Raw genomic sequence first — 23,198 nt, 5'->3', positions numbered from 1 at the left:
TGCATTGACATTCTTTAGAATAGGCGACAGTTAAATTTTAATCTTAAATATTAGAGGTGACTTATGACAGACTTAAACAAAGTAGTAAAAGAACTTGAAGCGCTAGGCATTTATGACGTAAAAGACGTTGTCTATAATCCAAGCTACGAGCAATTGTTCGAAGAAGAAACCAATCCAGGTTTAGAAGGCTTTGAAAAAGGTACTTTAACTACGACGGGTGCAGTAGCTGTAGATACTGGTATCTTCACTGGCCGTTCACCAAAAGATAAATATATCGTGTTAGATGAAAAAACCAAAGATACTGTTTGGTGGACATCTGAAGCTGCGAAAAATGACAACAAACCAATGAACCAAGCTACATGGCAAAGCTTAAAAGACTTGGTAACTAACCAACTCTCTCGTAAACGCTTATTTGTAGTTGATGGTTTCTGTGGCGCTAGCGAACACGACCGTATTGCAGTACGTATTGTAACTGAAGTTGCATGGCAAGCACACTTTGTGAAAAACATGTTTATTCGCCCAACTGAAGAACAACTCAAGAATTTTGAACCAGATTTCGTTGTAATGAATGGTTCTAAAGTAACCAATCCAAACTGGAAAGAACAAGGTTTAAATTCAGAAAACTTCGTTGCCTTCAACTTAACTGAGCGCATTCAATTAATCGGTGGTACTTGGTACGGTGGTGAAATGAAAAAAGGTATGTTCTCAATGATGAACTACTTCCTACCACTTAAAGGTGTTGGCGCAATGCACTGCTCAGCTAACGTTGGTAAAGATGGCGATGTAGCAATCTTCTTCGGTTTATCTGGTACAGGTAAAACAACCCTTTCAACCGATCCAAAACGTGAATTAATCGGTGATGATGAGCACGGTTGGGATGATGTTGGTATCTTTAACTTTGAAGGTGGTTGCTATGCGAAAACCATTCACCTTTCAGAAGAAAATGAACCGGATATTTACCGCGCTATCCGTCGCGATGCATTATTAGAAAACGTGGTTGTTCGTGCAGATGGTTCTGTTGATTTCGATGATGGTTCAAAAACAGAAAATACTCGTGTATCTTACCCAATTTATCACATCGATAACATTGTAAAACCAGTTTCTCGTGCTGGTCACGCAACGAAAGTGATTTTCTTAACTGCAGATGCATTTGGCGTATTACCACCTGTATCTAAATTGACACCTGAACAAACTAAATACTACTTCTTGTCAGGTTTCACTGCAAAATTAGCAGGTACTGAACGTGGTATTACTGAACCAACTCCAACATTCTCAGCATGTTTCGGTGCAGCGTTCTTAACCCTTCACCCAACTCAATATGCAGAAGTGTTAGTAAAACGTATGCAAGCAGCAGGTGCTGAAGCTTACTTAGTGAATACTGGTTGGAATGGCACAGGCAAACGTATCTCAATCAAAGATACTCGCGGAATCATTGATGCAATCTTAGATGGCTCAATTGAAAAAGCTGAAATGGGCGAATTACCAATCTTCAACTTAGCAATTCCTAAAGCATTACCAGGTGTAGATTCTGCAATCCTAGATCCTCGTGATACCTACGCAGATAAAGCACAATGGCAATCAAAAGCTGAAGACTTAGCCGGTCGCTTTGTGAAAAACTTTGTTAAATATGCAACTAACGAAGAAGGTAAGGCTTTAATTGCAGCTGGTCCTAAAGCTTAATTAAAAATACTAAAAATATTAACCGCACTTTGGGTAACTGAAGTGCGGTCATTTTTTATCTGTTTTCAAGCTGATAAATTTATTCAAAAATTGACAAAAATCCAGTAAAATCACCACGTTTTAACTTTCGTCAATTAAAAGGACAATGTAATGCTTAACCAAATTAAAAAAGATGCTCAAGATCGTATGGAAAAAAGCCTTGAAGCATTAAAAGGTCATATTTCAAAAATCCGTACCGGTCGTGCACAACCGAGTTTACTTGATGCAATTCAAGTGGAATATTACGGTGCTGCGACCCCACTTCGCCAATTAGCAAACGTAGTGGCAGAAGATGCACGTACTTTAGCTGTAACTGTTTTTGATCGTTCTTTAATCTCTGCGGTAGAAAAAGCAATTTTAACCTCAGATTTAGGTTTAAACCCATCTTCAGCGGGTACCACAATCCGTGTTCCGCTTCCTCCATTAACAGAAGAACGCCGTCGCGATTTAATCAAAATTGTGAAAGGCGAAGGTGAACAAGGTAAAGTTGCGGTTCGTAATGTACGTCGTGATGCGAATGATAAAATCAAAGCATTATTAAAAGATAAAGAAATTAGCGAAAACGAACAACATAAAGCAGAAGAAGAAATCCAAAAAATCACAGATATTTACATTAAAAAGGTAGATGAGGTATTAGCGGATAAAGAAAAAGAATTAATGGATTTCTAATTATAAAAAATGCGAAAGGCAGACAGTTTTGTCTGCCTTTATTTTATTAGGTATGCGAATTTAGATGTACCAATGAAAATATAATCAACAAAAGTGCGGTAAAGATTCTATGCAAAAACAAAACATTGTCATTCTTGGTTCAACAGGATCAATCGGTAAGAGTACCCTTTCTGTTATCGAAAATAACCACCAGAAATATCATGCATTTGCACTCGTAGGCGGAAAAAATGTAGAAGCTATGTTTGAACAATGCATAAAATTCCGACCGCACTTTGCGGCTCTTGATGATGTAAATGCTGCTAAAATTTTACGTGAGAAATTAATTGCACATCATATTCCAACGGAAGTATTAGCAGGACAACGAGCTATTTGCGAACTCGCAGCACACCCAGATGCCGATCAGATAATGGCCTCGATTGTTGGCGCAGCAGGATTATTACCGACTCTTTCAGCAGTTAAAGCGGGTAAACGGGTATTACTGGCAAATAAAGAATCATTGGTAACCTGCGGACAGCTTTTTATTGATGCCGTAAAAAACTATGACGCGAAGCTTTTACCAGTAGACAGTGAACATAATGCTATCTTTCAATCGTTACCGCCTGAAGCACAAAAAAAAATCGGTTTTTGCCCACTTTCTGAATTAGGTGTAAGTAAAATTATACTCACCGGTTCTGGCGGGCCATTTCGTTACACACCACTCGAACAGTTCGCTAGTATCACACCAGAACAAGCAGTTGCACACCCTAATTGGTCTATGGGTAAAAAAATCTCTGTCGATTCAGCTACAATGATGAATAAGGGCTTGGAATACATTGAGGCTCGCTGGCTTTTCAACGCAAGTGCGGAAGAAATGGAAGTCATTATTCATCCACAATCTATTATTCATTCTATGGTGCGTTATGTTGATGGCTCAGTCATTGCTCAAATGGGGAATCCAGATATGCGTACACCAATTGCAGAAACTATGGCATATCCTCACCGCACTTTTGCTGGAGTAGAACCACTCGATTTCTTTAAAATCAAAGAACTGACATTTATTGAACCTGATTTTAATCGCTATCCAAATTTAAAACTGGCTATTGATGCCTTTGCTGCGGGTCAATATGCAACAACAGCAATGAATGCAGCTAATGAAATTGCTGTACAAGCATTTTTAGATCGTCAAATTAGCTTTATGGATATTGCAAAAATTAATTCGAAAACAATTGAGAAAATTTCGCCTTATACCATTCAAAATATTGATGATGTACTCGAAATTGATGCACAAGCAAGAGAGATTGCGAAAACGCTAATTGGGGAATAGACCTAGCATAACTAGGTCTAGTTTATTCGATTTAATAGAATACAAATTCCAAAATGCACATATAAGCTGCAATACAAAATAAAATAATCGCCAATAATTTTCTTGTTAAAGCCGGATTCATTAATCCACGCAATTTCATTGAGAAGAAACTCATTCCAAATGAACCCAAGGTAACGACACCCACTACAAGAAAATTTACATATCCTAATTGGCCACTTAGACTGATATCATAAGGAAAGGCTCTTGTAAGATAGCCATATAAATTACCAATACCACCAATAATCATCATGTAGTTCGTATAAACGGCAATTTGCTGTGTTTTTACCCCTTTTAATTGGCCAACAAGCGGAGCAAGGATAGAGCCGCCTCCAATACCTGTAATACCCGCAATTAAGCCTCCTCCGCAGCAACTAATACTACCTTTAGCTCGTTCTATAGGAGACATATTAGACACTTCTATTTGTGTTCTCGATCTGTTTAAAAATGTTTTAATCGCAAGTGCACTCAAACTGACCGTAAAAATTAAACTAATTATCGCTGTAGAAAAATAAAAACTTAATTCAAAACCAATTTGCACGCCAATCACCATAGCAATAGACCATAAAATCATATTGATATAATCAATTTTAATTTTTTGCTTATGGAAAAATAATAAATTAATCAATGCGGTACACATCACAATGGTGAGTGATGTAGCTGAAATAACTTGAATCGGCAATTCGGGAAATAATGTACGTAAAATTGGCACCATCAATACCCCACCGCCAATACCAAAAATAGCAGAAACCATATTGGTACAAATACCGCAAATCAGTAAGATAAAAATTGTACTAATCGCCATTTCTACTCCTATCAAGAAAATCAGCTTAATAATATATTCTAATTGTGGCGTAAGGAAATGACCATATCTTATGATCAGCATCATATACACTTAAAAATATTCTGTTATGATGAAAAAAATAGAAAGGATATGATGTATGAACGCATTCCAATTAATGGCAAAACCTACTGGCTCAATTTGTAATTTAGATTGCCAGTATTGCTTTTACTTGGAAAAACCTCATTTAAATCAACGAGCCATGAGTGATGAGGTATTAGAAACCTATATCAAATCTTACATAGGAACCGCCCCTCAACAACAAGTGACTTTCCTCTGGCAAGGCGGTGAGCCAACCATGGCGGGCCTTGATTTCTATAAAAGAGCGGTCGATTTTCAGCATAAATATGCTAATGGGAAACAAATTGAAAATTCCCTACAAACCAATGGTGTATTACTTAATGCCGATTGGTGCCGTTTTCTGCATGATCATAATTTTCTTGTGGGGCTTTCGATAGATGGTCCAGAACACTTACATGATGCCTACCGTTTAACTAAAAATGGCAAAGGCACATTTCAACAAGTAATAGATGCACTAGATTTACTACATAACTATCAAGTGTCTTTTAATACTCTCACTGTAGTGCATAATCTAAATGTTCTACATGGCAAAGAAATCTATCATTTTCTAAAACAAATTGGATCGCCATATATGCAATTTATTCCACTAATGGGAGATTATAAGCAACAAGCCTCTGCAAAGGATTATGGCCAGTTTCTAATTAATATTTTTGATGAATGGTACGCTAATGATGTAGGAAAAATTGGGATTCAATTTATTGAACAATGGTTTATGGCCTATCTTGGATTACAACCTAGCTTATGTATTTTTCGTGAAACCTGCGGTGATCAATTAGTTATTGAACAAAATGGAGATATTTATAGTTGCGATCATTATGTGTACCCTGAATACAAGTTGGGAAACCTCATAGAAACACCACTAGTAACATTAGTTGATAATATAAAACAAAAACATTTCGGCTCAGCGAAATCCTTTCTTTCCGAACGATGCAAAAGCTGTAAATTTCGTTTTGCCTGTCATGGAGGTTGCCCAAAACATCGAACTGTTCAAGGATTTGGAAAACCACATAATCAACTCTGTGAAGCCTATTATATGGCGCTCTCTCACATGGAACCCTATTTGAAAGAATTTGTAAAATGCTTTGGTAAAGCAAAATAATATTATTCATTTAAAATAAAAATTTTGTTACCAAGTTAACACTTTTAAAACTTGCTTATAGCGGATAAAAACAGAAATTTGTATAGTAACCTAAAGTTGTTTTATGTATTAAAAGGATATTTATGTCAAACTCATCACCTTACTTACCTCAAAACTTACACCAATGCATTATTTATGAAAGTAAAACACTAGGGAAAAACAGCTTAATTTATACTCAAGGTGAAAAACCTAAAGAATTTTATTTTTTAAGACGGGGGCTGGTTGGGCTTTACCATAGCTTAGAAAATGGTAAAGAAACCTTGATTCGACTTTATCATGCTAACGAATATTTTGGGTTTAGAACAATCTTTAGTGAAACAACTTATCATTGTAGTGCAAAGGTGTTACTAGAAGCAGATATTATTCGTATATTTCCTGGAAATCACACTACTTTTATCGCAAATAATCCTGATTTTTCCTGCTATCTTATGAAGCAACTCTCGAATGAATTATATGACGCAGAACACCGAGTAAGTAATACAGCCTATAAACGAAGCTACGAACGTATAATTGATGCAATTGAAAATCTAACTGAAAGTTACCCTGATTATCCTTGGACCTATCGAGAAGTAGCTGAATTTTGTGGATGTGAAACAGAAACGGCTATTCGTATTAGTCAAGAATTAAAGAAACAAGGCATTCTAGACAAAAATACAAGACATTTACGAATCTGCTCTTAAATTCAAGATTATGGTTTTGAACTATCTATCTAAATAATATTTCAGTAAATAAAGTGCTTTTACTTACATATAAAATAAAAAAGCTCACTATAAAGTGAGCTTTTCCTTTGAATTGATTTTTATTCCTCAGTAGCTGCTTCAGCAGCTTCTGGGCGATCAACTAACTCAATGTATGCCATTGGTGCATTATCGCCTGCACGGAAACCACATTTCAAAATGCGAGTGTAACCACCTGCACGTTGAGCAAAACGTGGACCTAATTCATTAAATAATTTTGCAACAGTTTCAACGTTGCGAGTACGAGCGAATGCTAAACGACGGTTTGCAACGCTATCTACTTTTGCTAATGTAATTAACGGTTCAACTACACGGCGTAATTCTTTAGCTTTAGGCAAAGTAGTCTTAATGATTTCATGACTAACTAAAGCACTTGCTAAGTTACGAAACATCGCTTGGCGATGGCTGCTATTACGGTTTAGTTGACGACCACTCTTACGATGGCGCATGATCTTATCCTTCTCAGAAAAATCTTAACCTATGACCAAACTAGTCTTCAGCAATACTTGCTGGTGGCCAATTTTCAAGGCGCATACCAAGTGACAAGCCACGTGAAGCGAGTACATCCTTAATTTCAGTAAGAGATTTCTTACCAAGATTAGGTGTTTTTAATAATTCAACTTCTGTACGTTGTACTAAATCACCGATATAATGAATTGTTTCTGCTTTCAAACAGTTAGCAGAACGAACTGTCAACTCTAAATCATCTACAGGACGTAATAAAATCGGATCAAATTCCGGTTTTTCTTCCTTAATCTCAGGTTGACGAACATCACGCAAATCAACGAATGCATCGAGTTGCTCTGCTAAGATTGTTGCAGCACGACGAATTGCTTCTTCAGGCTCAAGCGTACCATTAGTTTCTAACTCGATAACAAGTTTATCTAGGTCAGTACGTTGTTCAACACGAGCTGCTTCAACATTATATGCAATGCGATCAACTGGGCTGTAACAAGCATCAACAAGTAAGCGACCAATTGGACGCTCCTCCGCTTGACTATGAGTGCGAGCTGAAGCTGGAACATATCCTCTACCACGCTGAACTCGAATACGCATACTGATTGATGCATTTTCGTCAGTTAAGTGACAGATTACATGATGCGGATTCACAATTTCAACATCACCATCGTGGGTGATATCCGCTGCAACAACAGGGCCAATTCCAGATTTATTTAGTGTCAGAATAACATCATCTTTATTCTGTACTTTAACCGCTAGACCTTTAAGGTTTAAAAGAACTTCAAGAATATCTTCTTGAACACCTTCCTTACTACTATATTCGTGCAATACGCCATCAATTTCCACTTCAGTTACAGCACAACCTGGCATTGAAGACAGAAGGATACGACGTAATGCATTACCTAGAGTATGGCCAAAACCACGCTCTAACGGCTCTAAGATCACTTTAGCATGAGTTGAACTAATTTGTTCAATATCTACTAAACGTGGTTTTAAAAATTCTGTAACAGAACCCTGCATTTTATCCTCTCTTTGCTTTTAAGCTTAACTATTATTTAGAGTAAAGCTCAACGATCAGATGTTCGTTAATATCTGCTGATAAATCAGAACGTTCAGGAACACGTTTGAACACACCTTCCATTTTTGCAGAATCAACTTCTAACCATGTTGGTTTTTCTCTTTGTTCTGCTAATTCTAATGACGCTTTAATACGTGCTTGTTTTTTAGATTTCTCACGAACAGCAACAACATCATTTACAGAAACTTGGAAAGATGGAATGTTAACAACACGACCATTTACAACAATCGCTTTATGGCTCACTAATTGGCGAGCTTCTGCACGAGTTGCAGCAAATCCCATGCGATAAACAACGTTATCCAATCTACCTTCTAATAACACTAATAAATTTTCACCAGTGTTACCTTTTAAACGGTTTGCTTCTTTATAGTAGTTACGGAATTGACGTTCTAAAATACCATAGATACGACGAACTTTTTGTTTTTCACGTAATTGACTACCATAGTCAGACAAACGCGGTTTACGAGCACCATGTTGACCAGGTGCTGTATCAATTTTACATTTTGAATCAATCGCACGCACGCCTGATTTAAGAAATAAATCAGTACCTTCACGACGGCTGAGCTTGAGTTTTGGACCCAAATATCTTGCCATTTTCTTTCTCCAACTATCCTATATACGTCTTAAACACGACGTTTTTTCGGTGGACGACAACCGTTATGAGGAATCGGAGTCACATCAGTAATATTCGTGATACGGAAACCCGCTGCGTTTAACGCGCGAATTGTAGATTCACGACCTGGACCCGGACCTTTAACCATAACTTCCAAGTTCTTTAAGCCGAATTCTTTAACAATTTCAGCACAACGTTCAGCAGCAACTTGCGCAGCGAACGGGGTAGATTTACGAGAACCACGGAAACCTGAACCACCTGCAGTCGCCCATGCTAGAGCGTTACCTTGACGGTCAGTAATAGTAACGATTGTATTATTGAAAGATGCGTGAATATGTGCTACGCCATCTACGACTTGTTTTTTTACACGTTTACGTGCACGAACTGGTGTTTTAGCCATTCTTTATTTACCCCGACTATTTTTTGATCGGCTTACGTGGACCCTTACGGGTACGCGCATTAGTTTTAGTACGTTGACCACGTACCGGTAAACTACGACGGTGACGTAAACCACGATAACAACCTAAGTCTAAAAGACGTTTGATGTTTAGTGTTACTTCACGACGTAAATCACCTTCAACGGTAAATTTACCAACTTCGTCACGCAGTTTGTCAATCTGCTCTTCAGACAATTCTCTGATCTTAACATCCTCAGCAATACCCGCTGCAGCACAAATAGCTTTTGAACGAGTCTTACCAATACCGTAAATTGCAGTTAAAGCGATTACAGCGTGTTTGTGATCAGGAATGTTAATGCCTGCAATACGGGCCACTATGCACTCCTATTATTTTAACTAATTTGGTATTCTGATCTTGAAAAGCCCGTTTTCAGGATACTCAAACAGAACACCAAGGACATAAATGAGCTGAGCAGTATAACTGCTCAACTGGTTCTTTGCAAGAAAAAATATGAATTAACCTTGACGTTGTTTATGTTTAGGATCGCTGCACAATACACGTACAACACCTTCACGTTTAACAATTTTACAGTTACGACACATTTTCTTTACGGAAGCACGAACTTTCATTGCTTATCCTTTTCTACTAAATGAACAATTATTGTCCAAAACCTTTAAGGTTTGCTTTTTTCAACGCAGATTCATATTGAGACGACATTAAGTGACTCTGAACCTGCACGATGAAATCCATAATTACAACGACTACAATTAAAAGAGATGTTCCACCGAAGTAAAATTTAACATCCCAAGCCGATGTCATAATATAAGGAACTAAACAAACAAACGTTACATAAAGACCGCCAATCAGTGTAAGACGAGTCATAACTTTATCAATATAACGAGATGTTTGTTCCCCTGGTCTAATTCCTGGAATAAATGCACCAGATTTTTTTAGATTATCTGCTGTATCTCGCGGATTATACTGCATTGCAGTGTAAAAGAAGCTAAAGAAAATAATTGCTACAGCATAAACAAGCAAATAAAGAGGTTGACCCGGATTCAACAGCATAGATAAGTTATTTAACCACTCAAACTTATCATTTTGTCCAAACCATTGAGTTAAGGTAGCAGGAAATAAAATAATACTTGAGGCAAAAATTGCCGGCATTACGTTTGCCATGTTTACTTTCAATGGTAAATGTGTCGAATGACCACCTAAAATTTGACGACCTTGTTGACGCTTTGCATATTCAACGCGAATTCTACGCTGTCCTCTTTCAACAAAAACAACGAAATAAGTTACTGCAAATACAATAGCTGCGATAAGAAGAAGCACTAATGGATGCATCTGTCCTTGACGAGCCTGCTCAATAGTTTGAAGTATAGCCGATGGTAAACCAGCTACGATACCGCCAAAAACAAGAATTGAAATACCGTTACCAATACCTCTTTCAGTAATTTGTTCACCTAACCACATGAGGAACATAGTTCCAGTTACTAAGCTAACAACTGAAGTGAAGTAAAAACCAAATCCAACATTTGGCACTAAGCCAGGTAACATATTTGGTAAACCTGTTGAAATAGCTACTGCCTGAATGGTTGCAAAAACAACTGTCGCATACCGAGTATACTTAGAAATTTTACGTTGACCAGCAGCACCTTCTTTCTTTAATTCTGCTAAAGCAGGAGAAACCGTTGCAAGCAACTGAATTACAATAGATGCCGAGATATACGGCATAATACCTAATGCTAAGATAGATGCACGGCTTAATGCACCACCAGAGAACATGTTAAACATGTCAATGATGGTGCCTTTTTGTTGTTCAACTAATTGAGCTAGCACAGCCGCATCAATACCAGGAACCGGAATGAAAGAACCAATTCGGTAAACGATAAGCGCACCTAAAACGAAAAGTAATCGGCTTTTTAATTCACCTTTACCGCTATTAGTACTTCTTGCTTGATAACCTGGTTGTTTAGCCATTTGCTAATTATTCCTCAACTGAACCGCCAGCAGCTTCAATTGCTGCTTTTGCACCCTTAGTTACACGCAAACCACGAACTGTTACCGCAGATTTCACTTCACCCGCTAAAACTACTTTAGCGAATTGGATATCTTTAGTTAAGATATTTGCTGCTTTTAATGTTTCTAAGGTTACTACATTACCTTCAACTTTGGTTAACTCATTCAAACGAACTTCTGCAGTTACTGCAGCCTTCATTGAAGTAAAACCAAATTTTGGTAAACGACGGTATAACGGCATTTGACCACCTTCGAAACCGCGACGAACACCGCCACCAGTACGAGATTTTTGACCTTTATGACCACGGCCACCAGTCTTGCCTAAACCTGAACCAATACCACGACCGAGGCGTTTAGCGCCATGCTTTGCACCTTCAGCCGGAGATAGAGTATTTAAACGCATCTCTTACTCCTCCACTTTAACCATGTATGAAACTTGGTTAATCATACCACGTACTGCAGGCGTATCAATTAACTCAACAGTGTGGTGCATATGGCGAAGACCAAGACCACGCAAGGTAGCTTTATGCTTCGGTAAACGAGCAATTGAGCTACGAACTTGTGTTACTTTAATAGTTTTAGCCATTATTCATTACCCCAAGATTTCATCAACAGTTTTACCGCGTTTTGCAGCAACCATTTCTGGTGATTTCATGTTTGCTAATGCATCAATAGTTGCACGAACAACGTTAATTGGGTTGGTAGAACCATACGCTTTAGAAAGAACGTTGCGTACACCTGCAACTTCCAATACTGCACGCATTGCACCACCAGCGATGATACCTGTACCTTCGCTTGCAGGTTGCATAAATACACGTGAACCAGTATGAACACCTTTAACTGGATGCTGTAATGTACCTTCATTCAAAGCAACGTTAATCATATTACGACGTGCTTTTTCCATTGCTTTTTGGATCGCTGCTGGAACTTCGCGTGCTTTACCATAACCAAAACCTACTCGGCCATTACCATCGCCCACCACAGTTAATGCAGTGAAACTCATAATACGACCACCTTTTACAGTTTTTGATACACGGTTTACTGCGATTAGCTTCTCTTGCAGTTCACCAACTTGTTTTTCGATGTTTGACATCTCAATTTACCTCATTAGAACTGTAGACCAGCTTCACGTGCAGCGTCCGCTAAAGTTTGGACACGACCATGATATTTAAAACCGGAACGATCAAAAGCAACAGCTTGAACGCCTTTTGCTAATGCGCGTTCTGCAACAGCTTTACCTACTGCAGCAGCAGCATCTTTATTACCGGTGTATTTTACTTGCTCACGAATTGCTTTCTCAACAGTTGAAGCAGCGGCAAGCACTTCTGAACCGTTTGGTGCAATAACTTGTGCATAAATATGACGTGGAGTGCGGTGAATAACTAAACGAGTTACACCTTGCTCTCTCATCATATGACGTGCACGAGCTGCACGACGGATACGAGCTGATTTCTTATCCATAGTGTTACCTTAATTATTTCTTCTTAGCCTCTTTGATACGTACCACTTCATCAGCGTAACGTACCCCTTTACCTTTATAAGGCTCAGGACGGCGATAAGCACGAATATCTGCTGCAACTTGACCGATCAACTGTTTGTCTGCACCTTTCAACACGATTTCGGTTTGAGATGGACATTCTGCAGTAATACCTGCCGGCAAAGTGTGCTCTACTGGGTGAGAATAGCCTAAACTTAATGCAATTGCATTACCTTTAAGTTGAGCTCTGTAACCTACACCCACCAATACTAATTTTTTAGTGAAACCTTCAGTAACACCGATAACCATTGCATTAACTAATGCACGTGCAGTACCCGATTGAGCATTTGCTTCAACAAAACCTTCACGTGGAGTGAACGTAAATTGTCCGTTATCTTGTTTTACTTCAACTGATTCATGAATTTTGCGAGATAACTCGCCATTTTTACCTTTTACTGTTAATAGCTGACCGTCGAGTTTAACTTCAACGCCGGCAGGAATATTAACAGGTGCCTTTGCAACACGAGACATTTTCCTACCTCTCTATTAAGCTACATAACAGATGATCTCACCGCCTAAACCTGCTTGACGAGCAGCGCGGTCAGTCATAACACCTTTAGATGTAGAAATAACTGCAACACCTAAACCGCCCATAACTTTTGGTAATTCATCTTTACGTTTGTAAATACGAAGACCAGGACGACTTACACGTTGGATGCTTTCTACAACTGGTTTGCCTTGGAAATATTTTAAAGTAATTTCCAATTCAGGTTTAGCACCTTCTAAAACTTTTACGCTTTCGATATAACCTTCAGCAGCTAATACGTTGGCAATTGCCACTTTTAGCTTGGAAGAAGGCATATTGATTGCAACTTTGTTCGCAGCTTGACCGTTACGAATACGGGTCAGCATATCTGCGATTGGATCTTGCATACTCATTGTACTTTTTCTCCGATTCCAAAATAAAGTGGTATATTACCAGCTCGCTTTTTTAAGGCCTGGGATTTCACCGCGCATTGCAGCTTCACGAACCTTAATTCGGCTTAAACCAAACTTACGTAAAACGCCATGAGGACGTCCAGTTTGGCGGCAACGGTTACGTTGACGAGATGGGCTAGAATCACGTGGTAAAGTTTGTAACTTTAACACTGCATCCCAACGATCTTCATCAGAGGCATTGACATCAGAAATGATTTTCTTTAATTCAACACGTTTTGCGTAGAATTTTTCAGCCAATTTAACGCGTTTTACATCGCGTGCTTTCATTGATTGTTTAGCCATTATAACCTGCCTTATTTACGGAATGGGAAATTAAAGGCAGCAAGTAGTGCTTGACCTTCTTCATCATTCTTAGCAGTAGTTGTGATAGTGATATCTAAACCACGTACACGATCTACTTTATCGTAATCGATTTCAGGGAAGATGATTTGTTCACGCACACCCATGCTATAGTTACCACGACCATCGAATGATTTCGCGCTTAAACCGCGGAAGTCACGAATACGTGGAACAGCAATTGTAATTAAACGTTCAAAGAACTCCCACATACGCTCACCGCGTAGTGTTACTTTACAACCGATTGGATATCCCTGACGGATTTTAAAGCCAGCAACAGATTTACGAGCTTTAGTTACTAAAGGTTTTTGACCGCTGATTGCTGCTAAGTCCGCTACCGCGTTGTCTAGCAATTTTTTGTCGGTCAATGCTTCACCCACACCCATATTCAGGGTAATCTTTTCGATTCGTGGGACTTGCATGACAGATTTGTAGCCGAATTTACTTTTTAATTCGCTTACTACTTGATCTCTGTAGTAATCATGCAGTTTCGCCATCGCATTACTCCAGTTTGTTAGATAATTTCATTGTTAGATTTGAAGAAACGTACTTTTTTGCCGTCTTCGAATCTAAAACCTACACGGTCAGCTTTATTTGTTTTAGGATTGAAAATCGCAACATTTGAAGCGTCAATTGCAGCTTCTTTTTTCACTAAACCACCAGCTTTTCCTAATGCAGGAACTGGTTTTTCATGTTTAGTAATAATGTTGATACCTTCAACAAACACTTTACCGTTTGGTAACACTTTAGTTACCTTGCCACGTTTGCCCTTATCTTTACCAGTAAGAACAATTACTTCATCATTTTGACGGATTTTAGCAGCCATTACATTCCCCTTACAGTACTTCTGGAGCTAAAGAAATGATCTTCATGAATTTCTCAGAACGAAGTTCACGAGTCACTGGTCCAAAAATACGAGTACCGATTGGTTGCTCAGTGTTATTATTTAAAATTACACAAGCGTTACCATCGAAACGAATAACTGAGCCATCTGGGCGACGAACACCCTTCTTGGTGCGCACAACAACTGCTTTTAATACATCACCTTTTTTTACTTTACCGCGTGGAATTGCTTCTTTTACAGTAATTTTGATGATGTCACCAATCGCAGCATAACGACGGTGCGATCCACCTAGAACCTTGATACACATTACGCTGCGAGCGCCTGAATTATCAGCAACATCCAGCATAGTCTGTTCTTGGATCATATTAGTGCTCCGTTAAGATTAAAAAAACACCCTTTCGGGACGAACCCATCCGCACTACTCAGATAGAATGGCGGATAGGTGGCGAATTCTATCAAAAGAAAAAGAGAAAGGCAATGATAATTTACCTTTCTCTTCTTAACCTATTTACTAAATAATCCAGTTAAAATTTACCGCACTTTCGATAAATTAAAAAGCCAATGAGACTTCTATTGGCTTTATTTCTATTCATTATATAAACTAAAATTTATCGAAATTGATTATCCTTTTCTAATTTCATGTATCCTACCTGAAAGCCGTACATATCAATTATTTTTGCTTTTGAATAATGATATTTTGTCGGTTGTCCATTAAAATCGAACACCTTAATTTGATTACTTAATTTTTCAATTTCTTCTTTATTTTCTACATAAAATTGATAAATAATTTCCAAAGATTTTTTATTAGGTATACTAAAACCGCATTCATTCCCTGCAATATCACTAAATGAATCTCTAAAAAAACGATCGTATGCTGGAATAATAGCAAATACCCCCAGTAAAACTTTTGTAACTAAAGTAACAGCTTGATGATTATTTCCTTTCAGAATATATTCTTTCGCCTTATTATATAAATCTAAGACAGTTTGACCATTTTCTTTATAGTTATCAACATCAATATTCCATGTATTTAAAGGTTGCTCATAAATCCATTCAACAAGATCTTTTAAATAGGCTGGATTTTTCCATAATAAAAAACTAGATCCTCTCAGCATCCCACAGCTTGCCAAATAACTCCATAATACTTGACAACTTTTTTCAATATCAATTTTTCCACTTTCTTTCGAAGAACGAAAATGAAGATAACAAAAATCAAAACTATAATAGCGATGCTGGATATCTTGCTGATCATTCTTAAATTTTGAAATTACTTCATAAATATTTCTTTTCATAAATTACCACCTTATTCCTCTGTTTCTTCTATAGACATGGCATTTATTTGCTTACTGATCTTAGAAGGTACAGAAAAATCATGGTTTCTGCATCCCCAGCTCATTAAACCGCATACAGCAAATCCTCCACCGGCTGCAGTTGTTGTACCAATCTTAATTTTTTTCTTTTCAAATGATTCTCTTTTTTGGTATTTTTTCTCTTCATATTCTCATCAGCAAAACGATACAACAGAAAACCTAAAGCAATGCTGGCAAGTAAAATGATCCAAAACACAAATAAATACATCCATTTTCCAATAAACATGAATAGTGTCATCAAGAAATTTCCTTGATTAGCTCGCCAAGAGAAAATCCACGAAAATATCAAGGTTAGCGTCGTTACGATACTCAATGACCAATTAAAAATGTTATCAAAATGCTCCTGATCTTTTTTTAAATCTACTAAAAAAGGTAAAATAAAAAATGTAATTACAGGAATAAATAAGAGAAATACATCTAGATAACTATAAAAGTACACTCTTTTTTCCGATGAATTACTTACAATACAGCAAATAATGACATACGCAAGGGGAGCGAGTAAAGCAACCCAAAGTCCGTATTCTGTCCACCACTGCCCAACAGCTGAATCACTTAGCGTTGTTAATAATTGATTAAAATTTTCTTCCATATTAAATTTTCTAAAATTATCCAGTTTTAATTTTATAAACTAAGCATAATAAATCCTACTTAGTTCCCTATTACTGCTGATTATTTTGATATTGAAGCCGAGTTTGGGCTGCCTTCTCTTTTGCTTCTTTAACTTTTTCTTTAGAGAGTTCTAATAACTTTTCTTTACTAGATAAATCCTTCACATTACCCTCTAAAGAAGATAATCTCCAAGATAATCTTTGTTCTAACTCATATATTTTATCGCGTAAATCTCTTCTTGACTGTTCGGCTAACTCTTTTTTAGTTCTTTTAAGGTCTTCTTGAAGAACTATAGACTGGTTCTCAAGATCTGCCTTATTAATCCTTGTTTTTATCAAATCAATCAGATTCTTTTCATAATCTGAGACAGCACTCAACAATAAGCTATCATTTAAATAATAATCATTAACTCTAGGTACACTTAGAGTAGCTGTACTACCTCTAGTTTTGTTCTGAAATTCAGGTACTTCTTCTGGGAAAGTTTCAAGAAATTCAATATATCTCGCCCTTTTTGCATATTCTCGAGCTTTGATAGGAAAGCTTGACTGAGGCATAAAAAGGCTAAGCGGTAAATCAAAATCTTTACGTTCATTCGCTAATAAAGGAGTACAATATTCTGCAACTTCACCTACTTCATCTTTATCTTGATAGCAAGTATAAATAGACACCTGATAAAGCTCATTTAATGGTTTAGTCTCAAATTTAGCTTCAAATATATTATCCTTTTTAGGAGGTTTAATAGAAATAAGTGGTTTAGCACTCTCAGAATATTGAGCTGTTTGAATACCCTTATTCGTTTTCACAATGACCTTATCAATATCACTCACTTGACAAGCAACAATAAAAATAATCTCTTTATCTTTTTTAAACGCAGCATCCTTTGTTTGCCCCATACTGTAAGCTCGAAGTATATTAGAAAAACTGTTACCAGCCGTTTGAAGAGCTTCTGATTTCAATTCACAATTTCCACCATTTACTGTCAGATCACTAACTCTTAAACTATCAGATAATGCTCTCACTGTAAGATAGGAAGCAGTTTGACCTTCTGTGGGCTCAAGATCTAAATGCACAAGCTCTGATTCAGCTAATACAGTTGATACACAAGATAGAAATATAGGTAAAACAAAGAAACTTTTCTTCATTGATATGCCTCAATTAATTAATTTTTATACAATGTTTGTTTAGGTGTTATGTCAATAATACCTAAAAGAAGTATACTTCTTTGCGAAATTGACTTACTAAAAGAAAAAGTGCGGTTAAAATTCCTTGAATTTTAACCGCACTTTAAAAACAAAAAAGCCAATAGATTTACACTATTGGCTTTTATTTTATTACTCTTTGTTATTAATTAAGCAATAACTGCTTTCTCAACAACACGAACTAAAGTCCAAGATTTGGTTTTTGATAGAGGGCGACATTCGCGAATCTCTACGGTATCACCAACTTTGGCTTCATTGTTCTCATCGTGTACGTGTAATTTAGTTGTACGACGGATAAATTTACCATATAAAGGGTGTTTTACCTTACGTTCAATAGCAACAACAAAAGATTTTTCCATTTTGTCGCTAACAACTTTACCTTGTACGCTACGAATTTTATCAGTCATTACTCACCCGCCTTTTCGGTTAATACAGTTTTTACACGTGCAATATCACGACGCACTTGTTTAGCCTGATGGGTTTGTTGAAGCTGACCGGTGGCTGTCTGCATACGCAACTTGAATTGTTCACCTAAAAGGTTTACTAATTCAGCATTCAGCTCTTCAACACTTTTTGTACGTAAATCTTGAGCTTTCATTACATCACCGTCTTAGTTACGAAAGTGGTCTTAACTGGCAATTTAGCAGCTGCTAATGCAAATGCATTTCTTGCTACTTCTTCAGACACACCATCCATTTCATAAAGCACTTTACCCGGTTGGATTAAGGCTACCCAGTACTCAACGTTACCTTTACCTTTACCCATACGGACTTCTAATGGTTTTTCAGTAATTGGTTTATCTGGGAATACACGAATCCAGATTTTACCTTGACGTTTTACTGCACGTGACATTGCACGACGTGCTGCTTCGATTTGACGAGCGGTTAAACGACAACGACCAACTGCTTTTAAACCGTAAGTACCGAAACTAACTTCAGTACCGCCCGCGATACCACGGTTGCGGCCTTTGTGAACTTTACGGAATTTTGTACGTTTTGGTTGCAACATTTAGCGTTTCTCCTTACTTACGACCTTTACCGCGAGGAGCCTTTTTAGGCTTGTCGGCAGGTTGTTGTTCTGATTGCGCAACGGCAGCCATTCCACCAAGAATTTCACCTTTGAAGATCCACACTTTAACGCCGATTACGCCGTAAGTTGTGTGAGCTTCTGCAGTGTTATAATCGATGTCCGCACGAAGAGTATGTAGAGGTACGCGACCTTCACGATACCATTCTGAACGTGCGATTTCTGCACCACCTAAACGACCGCTAACCTCAACTTTGATACCTTTAGCACCTAAACGCATAGCGCTTTGTACCGCACGTTTCATTGCACGACGGAACATTACACGACGTTCTAATTGAGAAGCGATGCTATCTGCAACTAATTTCGCATCTAATTCAGGTTTTTTCACTTCAGCAATGTTGATTTGAGCAGGAACGCCAGCGATTTTAGACACTGCGTTACGTAATTTTTCAACATCTTCGCCTTTTTTACCGATTACGATACCAGGACGAGCTGTGTGAATAGTTACACGAATACTTTTAGCTGGACGCTCAATAGTAATACGTGAAACTGAAGCATTTGCTAATTCTTTATTTAAGAATTTGCGTACTTTGAAATCGCCTTCAAGATTGTCAGCGAAGTCTTGTGTATTCGCGAACCAAGTAGAGCTCCAAGGTTTAACAATACCTAGGCGAATACCATGTGGATGTACTTTTTGACCCATTGCTATTCCTCTACTTATTAACGATCTGACACAACCACAGTAATGTGGCTAGTACGTTTTAAAATACGATCTGCACGACCTTTAGCACGTGGCATAACACGTTTCATGCTAGGACCTTCATCAACGAAGATTTTAGCAACTTTAAGATCATCGATATCTGCACCGTCATTGTGCTCTGCGTTTGCAATAGCTGATTCTAAAACTTTCTTCACTAAAGCGGCTGCTTTTTTGTTAGTGAAAGTTAAGATTTCTAATGCTTGCGCAACTTTTTTACCACGAATTAAATCGGCAACTAAGCGAGCTTTTTGGGCAGAAGTGCGAGCGTAACGATGTTTTGCGATAGTTTCCATCTATTTACCTCTTATTTCTTAGCTTTCTTATCTGCCGCGTGACCGCGGTATGTACGAGTCGGTGCAAATTCACCAAGCTTATGACCGATCATTTCATCAGATACATAAACAGGAACGTGCTGACGACCATTATGGACTGCGATGGTCAATCCGATCATTGATGGAATGATCATTGAACGACGGGACCAAGTTTTGATTGGTTTTTTATCCCCGCTTTCCACCGCCTTCTCTACCTTCTTCAACAAGTGTAGGTCAAGGAAAGGACCCTTCTTGAGAGAACGTGGCATGGCTAATCCTCTTTAATTTAATCTATTATTTGCCACGACGACGTACGATATATTTATCAGTACGTTTGTTGTGACGAGTTTTCTTACCTTTGGTTTGAACGCCCCAAGGAGTTACTGGGTGTTTACCAAAGTTACGACCTTCACCACCACCGTGTGGGTGATCTACTGGGTTCATTGCAGTACCACGAACTGTAGGGCGAATACCTCTCCAGCGGTTAGCACCAGCTTTACCCAATACGCGAAGCATATGTTCTGAGTTACCAACTTCACCGATTGTAGCAACACATTCAGCTAATACTTTACGCATTTCTCCTGAACGCAAACGTAAAGTTACATAGTTGCCTTCACGTGCGATGATTTGTACATAAGCACCAGCAGAACGAGCGATTTGACCGCCTTTACCTGGTTTTAATTCAACGTTATGTACTGTTGAACCAACTGGGATATTACGCATTGGTAATGAGTTACCCACTTTAATTGGTGAGTTTACGCCAGCTTGGATTTGATCGCCTACTGACAGACCTTTAGGTGCTAAGATATAACGGCGTTCACCATCTTTATAAAGCACTAAAGCAATGTTAGCAGAACGGTTTGGATCATATTCTAAACGCTCAACAACCGCTGGGATGTCTAACTTGTTACGTTTGAAATCGATTAAACGGTAGTGTTGTTTGTGACCGCCACCAATGTGACGAGTAGTAATACGACCATAGTTGTTACGACCACCAGTTTTAGATTTAGTATCTAGAAGAGGTGCGTAAGGTTTACCCTTGTGTAATTCAGGGTTCACGATTTTAACAACGTGACGACGACCAGCGGAGGTCGGCTTACATTTAACGATAGCCATTCTCTAATTCCCTCCGATTACTCTGCACTGTCCACGAAGTCCAAGTTTTGGCCTTCGGCTAAAGTTACATAAGCTTTTTTCCAGTCGCTGCGACGACCCATTTTGCTACCACGGCGTTTAGTTTTACCTTTAACAACCACGGTACGAACAGAGTCAACTTTTACTTCAAATAATTGAGCAACAGCAGCAGCAATTTCAGCTTTGTTCGCATCTAAAGCAACTTTAAGTACAACAGTGTTAGATTTTTCAGCATTGTTAGTTGCTTTTTCAGAGATGTGCGGTGCACGTAGCACGCTTAGCAAACGTTCTTGACTCATGCTAGGATCTCCTCAATTTGTTTCACAGCGTCAACAGTAACAATCACTTTATCGAAAGCGATTAAGCTAACTGGATCGATACCTTGAACATCACGTACATCAACTTTATATAAGTTACGCGCTGCTAAGAATAGATTTTCATCTAAACTTGCTGTGATAATTAATGCATCTTCAACTGCTAAATCTTTTAATTTTTGTACTAAAACTTTAGTTTTTGGTGCATCTAATTCGAATTTTTCAACAACAACCAAACGGTCTTGACGAACTAATTCAGAAAGAATGCTTTTGATAGCACCACGGTACATTTTCTTGTTCACTTTTTGGCTGTGATCTTGTGGTTTAGCCGCGAAGGTTATACCACCAGAACGCCAGATTGGTGATTTGATATCACCAGCACGAGCACGACCTGTACCTTTTTGACGCCAAGGTTTTTTACCTGAACCAGACACTTCAGCACGAGTTTTTTGCGCACGAGTACCTTGACGCGCACCTGCTGCATAAGCAACAACAACTTGGTGGATCAACGCTTCGTTAAACTCACGTCCGAAGGTAGTTTCAGAAACAGTTAGTGCGTTTGCACCTACAACTTGTAATTCCATCTCTATCTCCTAGACTTATGCTTTAACTGCTGGCTTAACGATAACATCGCCATTGATAGCACCAGGTACAGAACCTTTTACTAATAGCAATTTACGCTCAGCATCTACACGAACAACTTCAAGTGATTGAACAGTTACACGTTCAGCACCTAAATGTCCTGCCATTTTTTTACCTTTAAACACACGACCTGGAGTTTGGTTTTGACCAATAGAACCAAGTACACGATGTGATAAAGAGTTACCATGAGTCGCATCTTGAGTACGGAAGTTCCAACGTTTAACACCACCTTGGAAACCTTTACCTTTAGAAGTACCGGTAACATCTACTTTTTTAACATCTGCAAAGATGTCAACATTGATTTCTTGACCTAAAGTGAATTCTTCACCTTCAGTACGAAATTCCCATAAACCGCGACCAGCTTCAACACCTGCTTTCACGAAATGGCCTGCTTCAGGTTTAGTTACACGATTCGCTTTTTTAGAACCAGTAGTAACTTGAACTGCAGTATAGCCATCGTTTTCAAGAGTTTTAACTTGAGTTACGCGGTTGGCTTCGATTTCGATAACGGTAACTGGTACTGAAACACCGTCTTCATTGAAGATACGGGTCATACCAACTTTACGACCGACTAAACCAATCATTGTAATAACCTCTTAATTAACCTAGGCTGATCTGCACGTCCACGCCGGCAGCCAAATCTAAACGCATTAATGCATCAACAGTTTTTTCTGTTGGCTCTACGATATCTACTAAACGTTTGTGAGTACGAATTTCGTATTGGTCACGTGCGTCTTTGTTTACGTGTGGAGAAATCAACACGGTGAAACGCTCTTTACGAGTTGGTAAAGGAATTGGACCACGAACTTGTGCACCAGTACGTTTAGCTGTTTCTACGATCTCCGCAGTAGATTGATCGATCAAACGGTGATCGAAAGCTTTTAAGCGGATACGGATTCTTTGGTTCTGCATTAGACCAGAGCTCCAATAAAATTTAGCTAATAAAAAACCAACACCAATCACAATTCTAACTTCAAAATAGAAAAGGAGGTGCAAGTTACCTGTTATATAGTCTCCAAATCGGAAACATTGTTTAGCGTGACATATCGTCATGCTCGTTTAATAAATGATTACATTAAACG

37 protein-coding genes are annotated in these 23,198 nt (G+C 38.2%); 5 read left to right on the top strand and 32 right to left on the bottom strand.

Annotated features, from left to right (window positions below):
• Nucleotides 1–63: 63 nt before the first annotated feature.
• The 3 genes from pckA (at nucleotide 64) to ispC (ending at nucleotide 3,691) form a co-directional block, all read left to right on the top strand.
• Nucleotides 64–1,680, top strand: a complete 1,617-nt coding sequence (gene pckA / locus A8M50_RS06210) for a phosphoenolpyruvate carboxykinase (ATP) (protein WP_005644347.1) — start codon at nucleotides 64–66, stop codon at nucleotides 1,678–1,680.
• Nucleotides 1,681–1,830: 150 nt separating this feature from the next.
• Nucleotides 1,831–2,388 carry a ribosome recycling factor gene (frr, locus tag A8M50_RS06205; RefSeq protein ID WP_005632773.1) on the top strand — a complete coding sequence of 186 codons (558 nt, stop codon included), beginning with the start codon at nucleotides 1,831–1,833 and terminating at the stop codon, nucleotides 2,386–2,388.
• Between the two features lie 109 nt (nucleotides 2,389–2,497).
• Nucleotides 2,498–3,691 (top strand): 1-deoxy-D-xylulose-5-phosphate reductoisomerase, encoded by a 1,194-nt coding sequence (gene ispC / locus A8M50_RS06200; protein ID WP_005644295.1) that lies wholly within the window; start codon nucleotides 2,498–2,500, stop codon nucleotides 3,689–3,691.
• Between the two features lie 31 nt (nucleotides 3,692–3,722).
• Here the strand turns inward: ispC and A8M50_RS06195 are convergent, their stop codons facing one another.
• Entirely contained in the window at nucleotides 3,723–4,532 is an 810-nt protein-coding gene (locus A8M50_RS06195; RefSeq protein WP_005644380.1) for a sulfite exporter TauE/SafE family protein, read from the bottom strand.
• Between the two features lie 136 nt (nucleotides 4,533–4,668).
• Between A8M50_RS06195 and A8M50_RS06190 the strand changes: the two genes are divergently transcribed.
• Complete coding sequence (locus A8M50_RS06190) at nucleotides 4,669–5,748, top strand: anaerobic sulfatase maturase (protein WP_005644550.1); 1,080 nt, start codon at nucleotides 4,669–4,671, stop codon at nucleotides 5,746–5,748.
• A 122-nt stretch (nucleotides 5,749–5,870) separates the two neighbouring features.
• Nucleotides 5,871–6,467 (top strand): Crp/Fnr family transcriptional regulator, encoded by a 597-nt coding sequence (locus A8M50_RS06185; protein WP_005644360.1) that lies wholly within the window; start codon nucleotides 5,871–5,873, stop codon nucleotides 6,465–6,467.
• A gap of 119 nt (nucleotides 6,468–6,586) precedes the next feature.
• Here A8M50_RS06185 and rplQ read toward each other — a convergent pair whose 3' ends face one another.
• From rplQ to rpsJ, 31 genes are all read right to left on the bottom strand, one after another.
• Nucleotides 6,587–6,973: a 50S ribosomal protein L17 gene (gene rplQ, locus A8M50_RS06180; RefSeq protein WP_005644531.1), complete on the bottom strand. Its 387-nt coding sequence runs from the start codon at nucleotides 6,971–6,973 to the stop codon at nucleotides 6,587–6,589.
• 40 nt (nucleotides 6,974–7,013) lie between these two features.
• A complete protein-coding gene (locus A8M50_RS06175) occupies nucleotides 7,014–8,003 on the bottom strand; it encodes a DNA-directed RNA polymerase subunit alpha (protein WP_005644541.1) in 990 nt (329 codons plus the stop codon).
• Between the two features lie 31 nt (nucleotides 8,004–8,034).
• Entirely contained in the window at nucleotides 8,035–8,655 is a 621-nt protein-coding gene (gene rpsD, locus A8M50_RS06170; protein WP_005625866.1) for a 30S ribosomal protein S4, read from the bottom strand.
• A 29-nt stretch (nucleotides 8,656–8,684) separates the two neighbouring features.
• Nucleotides 8,685–9,074 (bottom strand): 30S ribosomal protein S11, encoded by a 390-nt coding sequence (gene rpsK, locus A8M50_RS06165; protein WP_005543603.1) that lies wholly within the window; start codon nucleotides 9,072–9,074, stop codon nucleotides 8,685–8,687.
• 16 nt (nucleotides 9,075–9,090) lie between these two features.
• Nucleotides 9,091–9,447, bottom strand: coding sequence for a 30S ribosomal protein S13 (gene rpsM, locus A8M50_RS06160; RefSeq protein WP_005625867.1), 357 nt, complete (start codon nucleotides 9,445–9,447; stop codon nucleotides 9,091–9,093).
• Nucleotides 9,448–9,588: 141 nt separating this feature from the next.
• Nucleotides 9,589–9,702 carry a 50S ribosomal protein L36 gene (gene rpmJ, locus A8M50_RS06155; RefSeq protein ID WP_005625868.1) on the bottom strand — a complete coding sequence of 38 codons (114 nt, stop codon included), beginning with the start codon at nucleotides 9,700–9,702 and terminating at the stop codon, nucleotides 9,589–9,591.
• Nucleotides 9,703–9,730: 28 nt separating this feature from the next.
• Nucleotides 9,731–11,056, bottom strand: a complete 1,326-nt coding sequence (gene secY, locus A8M50_RS06150; RefSeq protein WP_005625869.1) for a preprotein translocase subunit SecY — start codon at nucleotides 11,054–11,056, stop codon at nucleotides 9,731–9,733.
• Between the two features lie 7 nt (nucleotides 11,057–11,063).
• Nucleotides 11,064–11,498 carry a 50S ribosomal protein L15 gene (gene rplO, locus A8M50_RS06145; protein ID WP_005644334.1) on the bottom strand — a complete coding sequence of 145 codons (435 nt, stop codon included), beginning with the start codon at nucleotides 11,496–11,498 and terminating at the stop codon, nucleotides 11,064–11,066.
• Between the two features lie 3 nt (nucleotides 11,499–11,501).
• Nucleotides 11,502–11,681, bottom strand: coding sequence for a 50S ribosomal protein L30 (gene rpmD, locus A8M50_RS06140; protein WP_005543631.1), 180 nt, complete (start codon nucleotides 11,679–11,681; stop codon nucleotides 11,502–11,504).
• Between the two features lie 6 nt (nucleotides 11,682–11,687).
• On the bottom strand, nucleotides 11,688–12,188 hold the full coding sequence (gene rpsE / locus A8M50_RS06135) for a 30S ribosomal protein S5 (RefSeq protein ID WP_005625871.1): 501 nt from the start codon (nucleotides 12,186–12,188) through the stop codon (nucleotides 11,688–11,690).
• A 14-nt stretch (nucleotides 12,189–12,202) separates the two neighbouring features.
• Complete coding sequence (rplR, locus tag A8M50_RS06130; protein ID WP_005625873.1) at nucleotides 12,203–12,556, bottom strand: 50S ribosomal protein L18; 354 nt, start codon at nucleotides 12,554–12,556, stop codon at nucleotides 12,203–12,205.
• 13 nt (nucleotides 12,557–12,569) lie between these two features.
• On the bottom strand, nucleotides 12,570–13,103 hold the full coding sequence (gene rplF, locus A8M50_RS06125; RefSeq protein WP_005625876.1) for a 50S ribosomal protein L6: 534 nt from the start codon (nucleotides 13,101–13,103) through the stop codon (nucleotides 12,570–12,572).
• A 15-nt stretch (nucleotides 13,104–13,118) separates the two neighbouring features.
• On the bottom strand, nucleotides 13,119–13,511 hold the full coding sequence (gene rpsH / locus A8M50_RS06120) for a 30S ribosomal protein S8 (RefSeq protein ID WP_005625877.1): 393 nt from the start codon (nucleotides 13,509–13,511) through the stop codon (nucleotides 13,119–13,121).
• A 36-nt stretch (nucleotides 13,512–13,547) separates the two neighbouring features.
• Complete coding sequence (gene rpsN / locus A8M50_RS06115) at nucleotides 13,548–13,853, bottom strand: 30S ribosomal protein S14 (protein WP_005625879.1); 306 nt, start codon at nucleotides 13,851–13,853, stop codon at nucleotides 13,548–13,550.
• An 11-nt stretch (nucleotides 13,854–13,864) separates the two neighbouring features.
• Nucleotides 13,865–14,404 (bottom strand): 50S ribosomal protein L5, encoded by a 540-nt coding sequence (gene rplE, locus A8M50_RS06110; protein WP_005644323.1) that lies wholly within the window; start codon nucleotides 14,402–14,404, stop codon nucleotides 13,865–13,867.
• A 17-nt stretch (nucleotides 14,405–14,421) separates the two neighbouring features.
• Entirely contained in the window at nucleotides 14,422–14,733 is a 312-nt protein-coding gene (gene rplX / locus A8M50_RS06105) for a 50S ribosomal protein L24 (RefSeq protein WP_005635734.1), read from the bottom strand.
• 10 nt (nucleotides 14,734–14,743) lie between these two features.
• Nucleotides 14,744–15,115, bottom strand: a complete 372-nt coding sequence (gene rplN / locus A8M50_RS06100) for a 50S ribosomal protein L14 (protein ID WP_005548786.1) — start codon at nucleotides 15,113–15,115, stop codon at nucleotides 14,744–14,746.
• 244 nt (nucleotides 15,116–15,359) lie between these two features.
• Nucleotides 15,360–16,043 carry a hypothetical protein gene (locus tag A8M50_RS06095; protein ID WP_005644343.1) on the bottom strand — a complete coding sequence of 228 codons (684 nt, stop codon included), beginning with the start codon at nucleotides 16,041–16,043 and terminating at the stop codon, nucleotides 15,360–15,362.
• A 103-nt stretch (nucleotides 16,044–16,146) separates the two neighbouring features.
• Nucleotides 16,147–16,710, bottom strand: a complete 564-nt coding sequence (locus A8M50_RS06090) for a hypothetical protein (RefSeq protein WP_005644457.1) — start codon at nucleotides 16,708–16,710, stop codon at nucleotides 16,147–16,149.
• Nucleotides 16,711–16,780: 70 nt separating this feature from the next.
• Nucleotides 16,781–17,872, bottom strand: a complete 1,092-nt coding sequence (locus A8M50_RS06085; protein ID WP_005644514.1) for a hypothetical protein — start codon at nucleotides 17,870–17,872, stop codon at nucleotides 16,781–16,783.
• A 206-nt stretch (nucleotides 17,873–18,078) separates the two neighbouring features.
• Entirely contained in the window at nucleotides 18,079–18,336 is a 258-nt protein-coding gene (gene rpsQ, locus A8M50_RS06080; protein ID WP_005625886.1) for a 30S ribosomal protein S17, read from the bottom strand.
• Nucleotides 18,336–18,527, bottom strand: coding sequence for a 50S ribosomal protein L29 (gene rpmC, locus A8M50_RS06075; RefSeq protein ID WP_005625888.1), 192 nt, complete (start codon nucleotides 18,525–18,527; stop codon nucleotides 18,336–18,338). The genes rpsQ and rpmC overlap by 1 nt, the downstream gene beginning before the upstream one ends.
• A complete protein-coding gene (rplP, locus tag A8M50_RS06070) occupies nucleotides 18,527–18,937 on the bottom strand; it encodes a 50S ribosomal protein L16 (protein ID WP_005625890.1) in 411 nt (136 codons plus the stop codon). Before rplP ends, rpmC begins: the two co-directional genes overlap by 1 nt.
• 13 nt (nucleotides 18,938–18,950) lie before the next feature.
• A complete protein-coding gene (rpsC, locus tag A8M50_RS06065; protein WP_005625894.1) occupies nucleotides 18,951–19,658 on the bottom strand; it encodes a 30S ribosomal protein S3 in 708 nt (235 codons plus the stop codon).
• 17 nt (nucleotides 19,659–19,675) lie between these two features.
• Nucleotides 19,676–20,008 carry a 50S ribosomal protein L22 gene (gene rplV, locus A8M50_RS06060; protein WP_005625897.1) on the bottom strand — a complete coding sequence of 111 codons (333 nt, stop codon included), beginning with the start codon at nucleotides 20,006–20,008 and terminating at the stop codon, nucleotides 19,676–19,678.
• A gap of 11 nt (nucleotides 20,009–20,019) precedes the next feature.
• A complete protein-coding gene (rpsS, locus tag A8M50_RS06055; RefSeq protein WP_005539416.1) occupies nucleotides 20,020–20,295 on the bottom strand; it encodes a 30S ribosomal protein S19 in 276 nt (91 codons plus the stop codon).
• Nucleotides 20,296–20,320: 25 nt separating this feature from the next.
• On the bottom strand, nucleotides 20,321–21,142 hold the full coding sequence (gene rplB, locus A8M50_RS06050; protein ID WP_005625898.1) for a 50S ribosomal protein L2: 822 nt from the start codon (nucleotides 21,140–21,142) through the stop codon (nucleotides 20,321–20,323).
• Nucleotides 21,143–21,159: 17 nt separating this feature from the next.
• The gene (gene rplW / locus A8M50_RS06045; RefSeq protein ID WP_005625900.1) at nucleotides 21,160–21,459 is read right to left on the bottom strand and encodes a 50S ribosomal protein L23; all 300 of its coding nucleotides are present in this window, start codon (nucleotides 21,457–21,459) and stop codon (nucleotides 21,160–21,162) included.
• A complete protein-coding gene (rplD, locus tag A8M50_RS06040; protein WP_005625901.1) occupies nucleotides 21,456–22,058 on the bottom strand; it encodes a 50S ribosomal protein L4 in 603 nt (200 codons plus the stop codon). The genes rplW and rplD overlap by 4 nt, the downstream gene beginning before the upstream one ends.
• Before the next feature lie 15 nt (nucleotides 22,059–22,073).
• Entirely contained in the window at nucleotides 22,074–22,700 is a 627-nt protein-coding gene (gene rplC / locus A8M50_RS06035; RefSeq protein WP_005632753.1) for a 50S ribosomal protein L3, read from the bottom strand.
• A 16-nt stretch (nucleotides 22,701–22,716) separates the two neighbouring features.
• Nucleotides 22,717–23,028, bottom strand: a complete 312-nt coding sequence (gene rpsJ / locus A8M50_RS06030) for a 30S ribosomal protein S10 (protein WP_001181005.1) — start codon at nucleotides 23,026–23,028, stop codon at nucleotides 22,717–22,719.
• Nucleotides 23,029–23,198 lie beyond the last annotated feature (170 nt).

The sequence above is a fragment of the Haemophilus haemolyticus genome, assembly GCF_001679045.1.
In the GTDB taxonomy this organism is placed as follows: Bacteria; Pseudomonadota; Gammaproteobacteria; order Enterobacterales; family Pasteurellaceae; genus Haemophilus; species Haemophilus haemolyticus.
This window is presented reverse-complemented; position numbering and strand designations above follow the sequence as displayed.

Bases quoted from the DNA above. Each gene is read 5' to 3' on its own strand.
- pckA (WP_005644347.1), top strand. From the start codon at position 64: ATGACAGACTTAAACAAAGTAGTAAAAGAACTTGAAGCGCTAGGCATT.
- frr (WP_005632773.1), top strand. From the start codon at position 1,831: ATGCTTAACCAAATTAAAAAAGATGCTCAAGATCGTATGGAAAAAAGC.
- ispC (WP_005644295.1), top strand. From the start codon at position 2,498: ATGCAAAAACAAAACATTGTCATTCTTGGTTCAACAGGATCAATCGGT.
- A8M50_RS06195 (WP_005644380.1), bottom strand. From the start codon at position 4,532: ATGGCGATTAGTACAATTTTTATCTTACTGATTTGCGGTATTTGTACC.
- A8M50_RS06190 (WP_005644550.1), top strand. From the start codon at position 4,669: ATGAACGCATTCCAATTAATGGCAAAACCTACTGGCTCAATTTGTAAT.
- A8M50_RS06185 (WP_005644360.1), top strand. From the start codon at position 5,871: ATGTCAAACTCATCACCTTACTTACCTCAAAACTTACACCAATGCATT.
- rplQ (WP_005644531.1), bottom strand. From the start codon at position 6,973: ATGCGCCATCGTAAGAGTGGTCGTCAACTAAACCGTAATAGCAGCCAT.
- A8M50_RS06175 (WP_005644541.1), bottom strand. From the start codon at position 8,003: ATGCAGGGTTCTGTTACAGAATTTTTAAAACCACGTTTAGTAGATATT.
- rpsD (WP_005625866.1), bottom strand. From the start codon at position 8,655: ATGGCAAGATATTTGGGTCCAAAACTCAAGCTCAGCCGTCGTGAAGGT.
- rpsK (WP_005543603.1), bottom strand. From the start codon at position 9,074: ATGGCTAAAACACCAGTTCGTGCACGTAAACGTGTAAAAAAACAAGTC.
- rpmJ (WP_005625868.1), bottom strand. From the start codon at position 9,702: ATGAAAGTTCGTGCTTCCGTAAAGAAAATGTGTCGTAACTGTAAAATT.
- secY (WP_005625869.1), bottom strand. From the start codon at position 11,056: ATGGCTAAACAACCAGGTTATCAAGCAAGAAGTACTAATAGCGGTAAA.
- rplO (WP_005644334.1), bottom strand. From the start codon at position 11,498: ATGCGTTTAAATACTCTATCTCCGGCTGAAGGTGCAAAGCATGGCGCT.
- rpmD (WP_005543631.1), bottom strand. From the start codon at position 11,681: ATGGCTAAAACTATTAAAGTAACACAAGTTCGTAGCTCAATTGCTCGT.
- rpsE (WP_005625871.1), bottom strand. From the start codon at position 12,188: ATGTCAAACATCGAAAAACAAGTTGGTGAACTGCAAGAGAAGCTAATC.
- rplR (WP_005625873.1), bottom strand. From the start codon at position 12,556: ATGGATAAGAAATCAGCTCGTATCCGTCGTGCAGCTCGTGCACGTCAT.
- rplF (WP_005625876.1), bottom strand. From the start codon at position 13,103: ATGTCTCGTGTTGCAAAGGCACCTGTTAATATTCCTGCCGGCGTTGAA.
- rpsH (WP_005625877.1), bottom strand. From the start codon at position 13,511: ATGAGTATGCAAGATCCAATCGCAGATATGCTGACCCGTATTCGTAAC.
- rpsN (WP_005625879.1), bottom strand. From the start codon at position 13,853: ATGGCTAAACAATCAATGAAAGCACGCGATGTAAAACGCGTTAAATTG.
- rplE (WP_005644323.1), bottom strand. From the start codon at position 14,404: ATGGCGAAACTGCATGATTACTACAGAGATCAAGTAGTAAGCGAATTA.
- rplX (WP_005635734.1), bottom strand. From the start codon at position 14,733: ATGGCTGCTAAAATCCGTCAAAATGATGAAGTAATTGTTCTTACTGGT.
- rplN (WP_005548786.1), bottom strand. From the start codon at position 15,115: ATGATCCAAGAACAGACTATGCTGGATGTTGCTGATAATTCAGGCGCT.
- A8M50_RS06095 (WP_005644343.1), bottom strand. From the start codon at position 16,043: ATGAAAAGAAATATTTATGAAGTAATTTCAAAATTTAAGAATGATCAG.
- A8M50_RS06090 (WP_005644457.1), bottom strand. From the start codon at position 16,710: ATGGAAGAAAATTTTAATCAATTATTAACAACGCTAAGTGATTCAGCT.
- A8M50_RS06085 (WP_005644514.1), bottom strand. From the start codon at position 17,872: ATGAAGAAAAGTTTCTTTGTTTTACCTATATTTCTATCTTGTGTATCA.
- rpsQ (WP_005625886.1), bottom strand. From the start codon at position 18,336: ATGACTGATAAAATTCGTAGCGTACAAGGTAAAGTTGTTAGCGACAAA.
- rpmC (WP_005625888.1), bottom strand. From the start codon at position 18,527: ATGAAAGCTCAAGATTTACGTACAAAAAGTGTTGAAGAGCTGAATGCT.
- rplP (WP_005625890.1), bottom strand. From the start codon at position 18,937: ATGTTGCAACCAAAACGTACAAAATTCCGTAAAGTTCACAAAGGCCGC.
- rpsC (WP_005625894.1), bottom strand. From the start codon at position 19,658: ATGGGTCAAAAAGTACATCCACATGGTATTCGCCTAGGTATTGTTAAA.
- rplV (WP_005625897.1), bottom strand. From the start codon at position 20,008: ATGGAAACTATCGCAAAACATCGTTACGCTCGCACTTCTGCCCAAAAA.
- rpsS (WP_005539416.1), bottom strand. From the start codon at position 20,295: ATGCCACGTTCTCTCAAGAAGGGTCCTTTCCTTGACCTACACTTGTTG.
- rplB (WP_005625898.1), bottom strand. From the start codon at position 21,142: ATGGCTATCGTTAAATGTAAGCCGACCTCCGCTGGTCGTCGTCACGTT.
- rplW (WP_005625900.1), bottom strand. From the start codon at position 21,459: ATGAGTCAAGAACGTTTGCTAAGCGTGCTACGTGCACCGCACATCTCT.
- rplD (WP_005625901.1), bottom strand. From the start codon at position 22,058: ATGGAATTACAAGTTGTAGGTGCAAACGCACTAACTGTTTCTGAAACT.
- rplC (WP_005632753.1), bottom strand. From the start codon at position 22,700: ATGATTGGTTTAGTCGGTCGTAAAGTTGGTATGACCCGTATCTTCAAT.
- rpsJ (WP_001181005.1), bottom strand. From the start codon at position 23,028: ATGCAGAACCAAAGAATCCGTATCCGCTTAAAAGCTTTCGATCACCGT.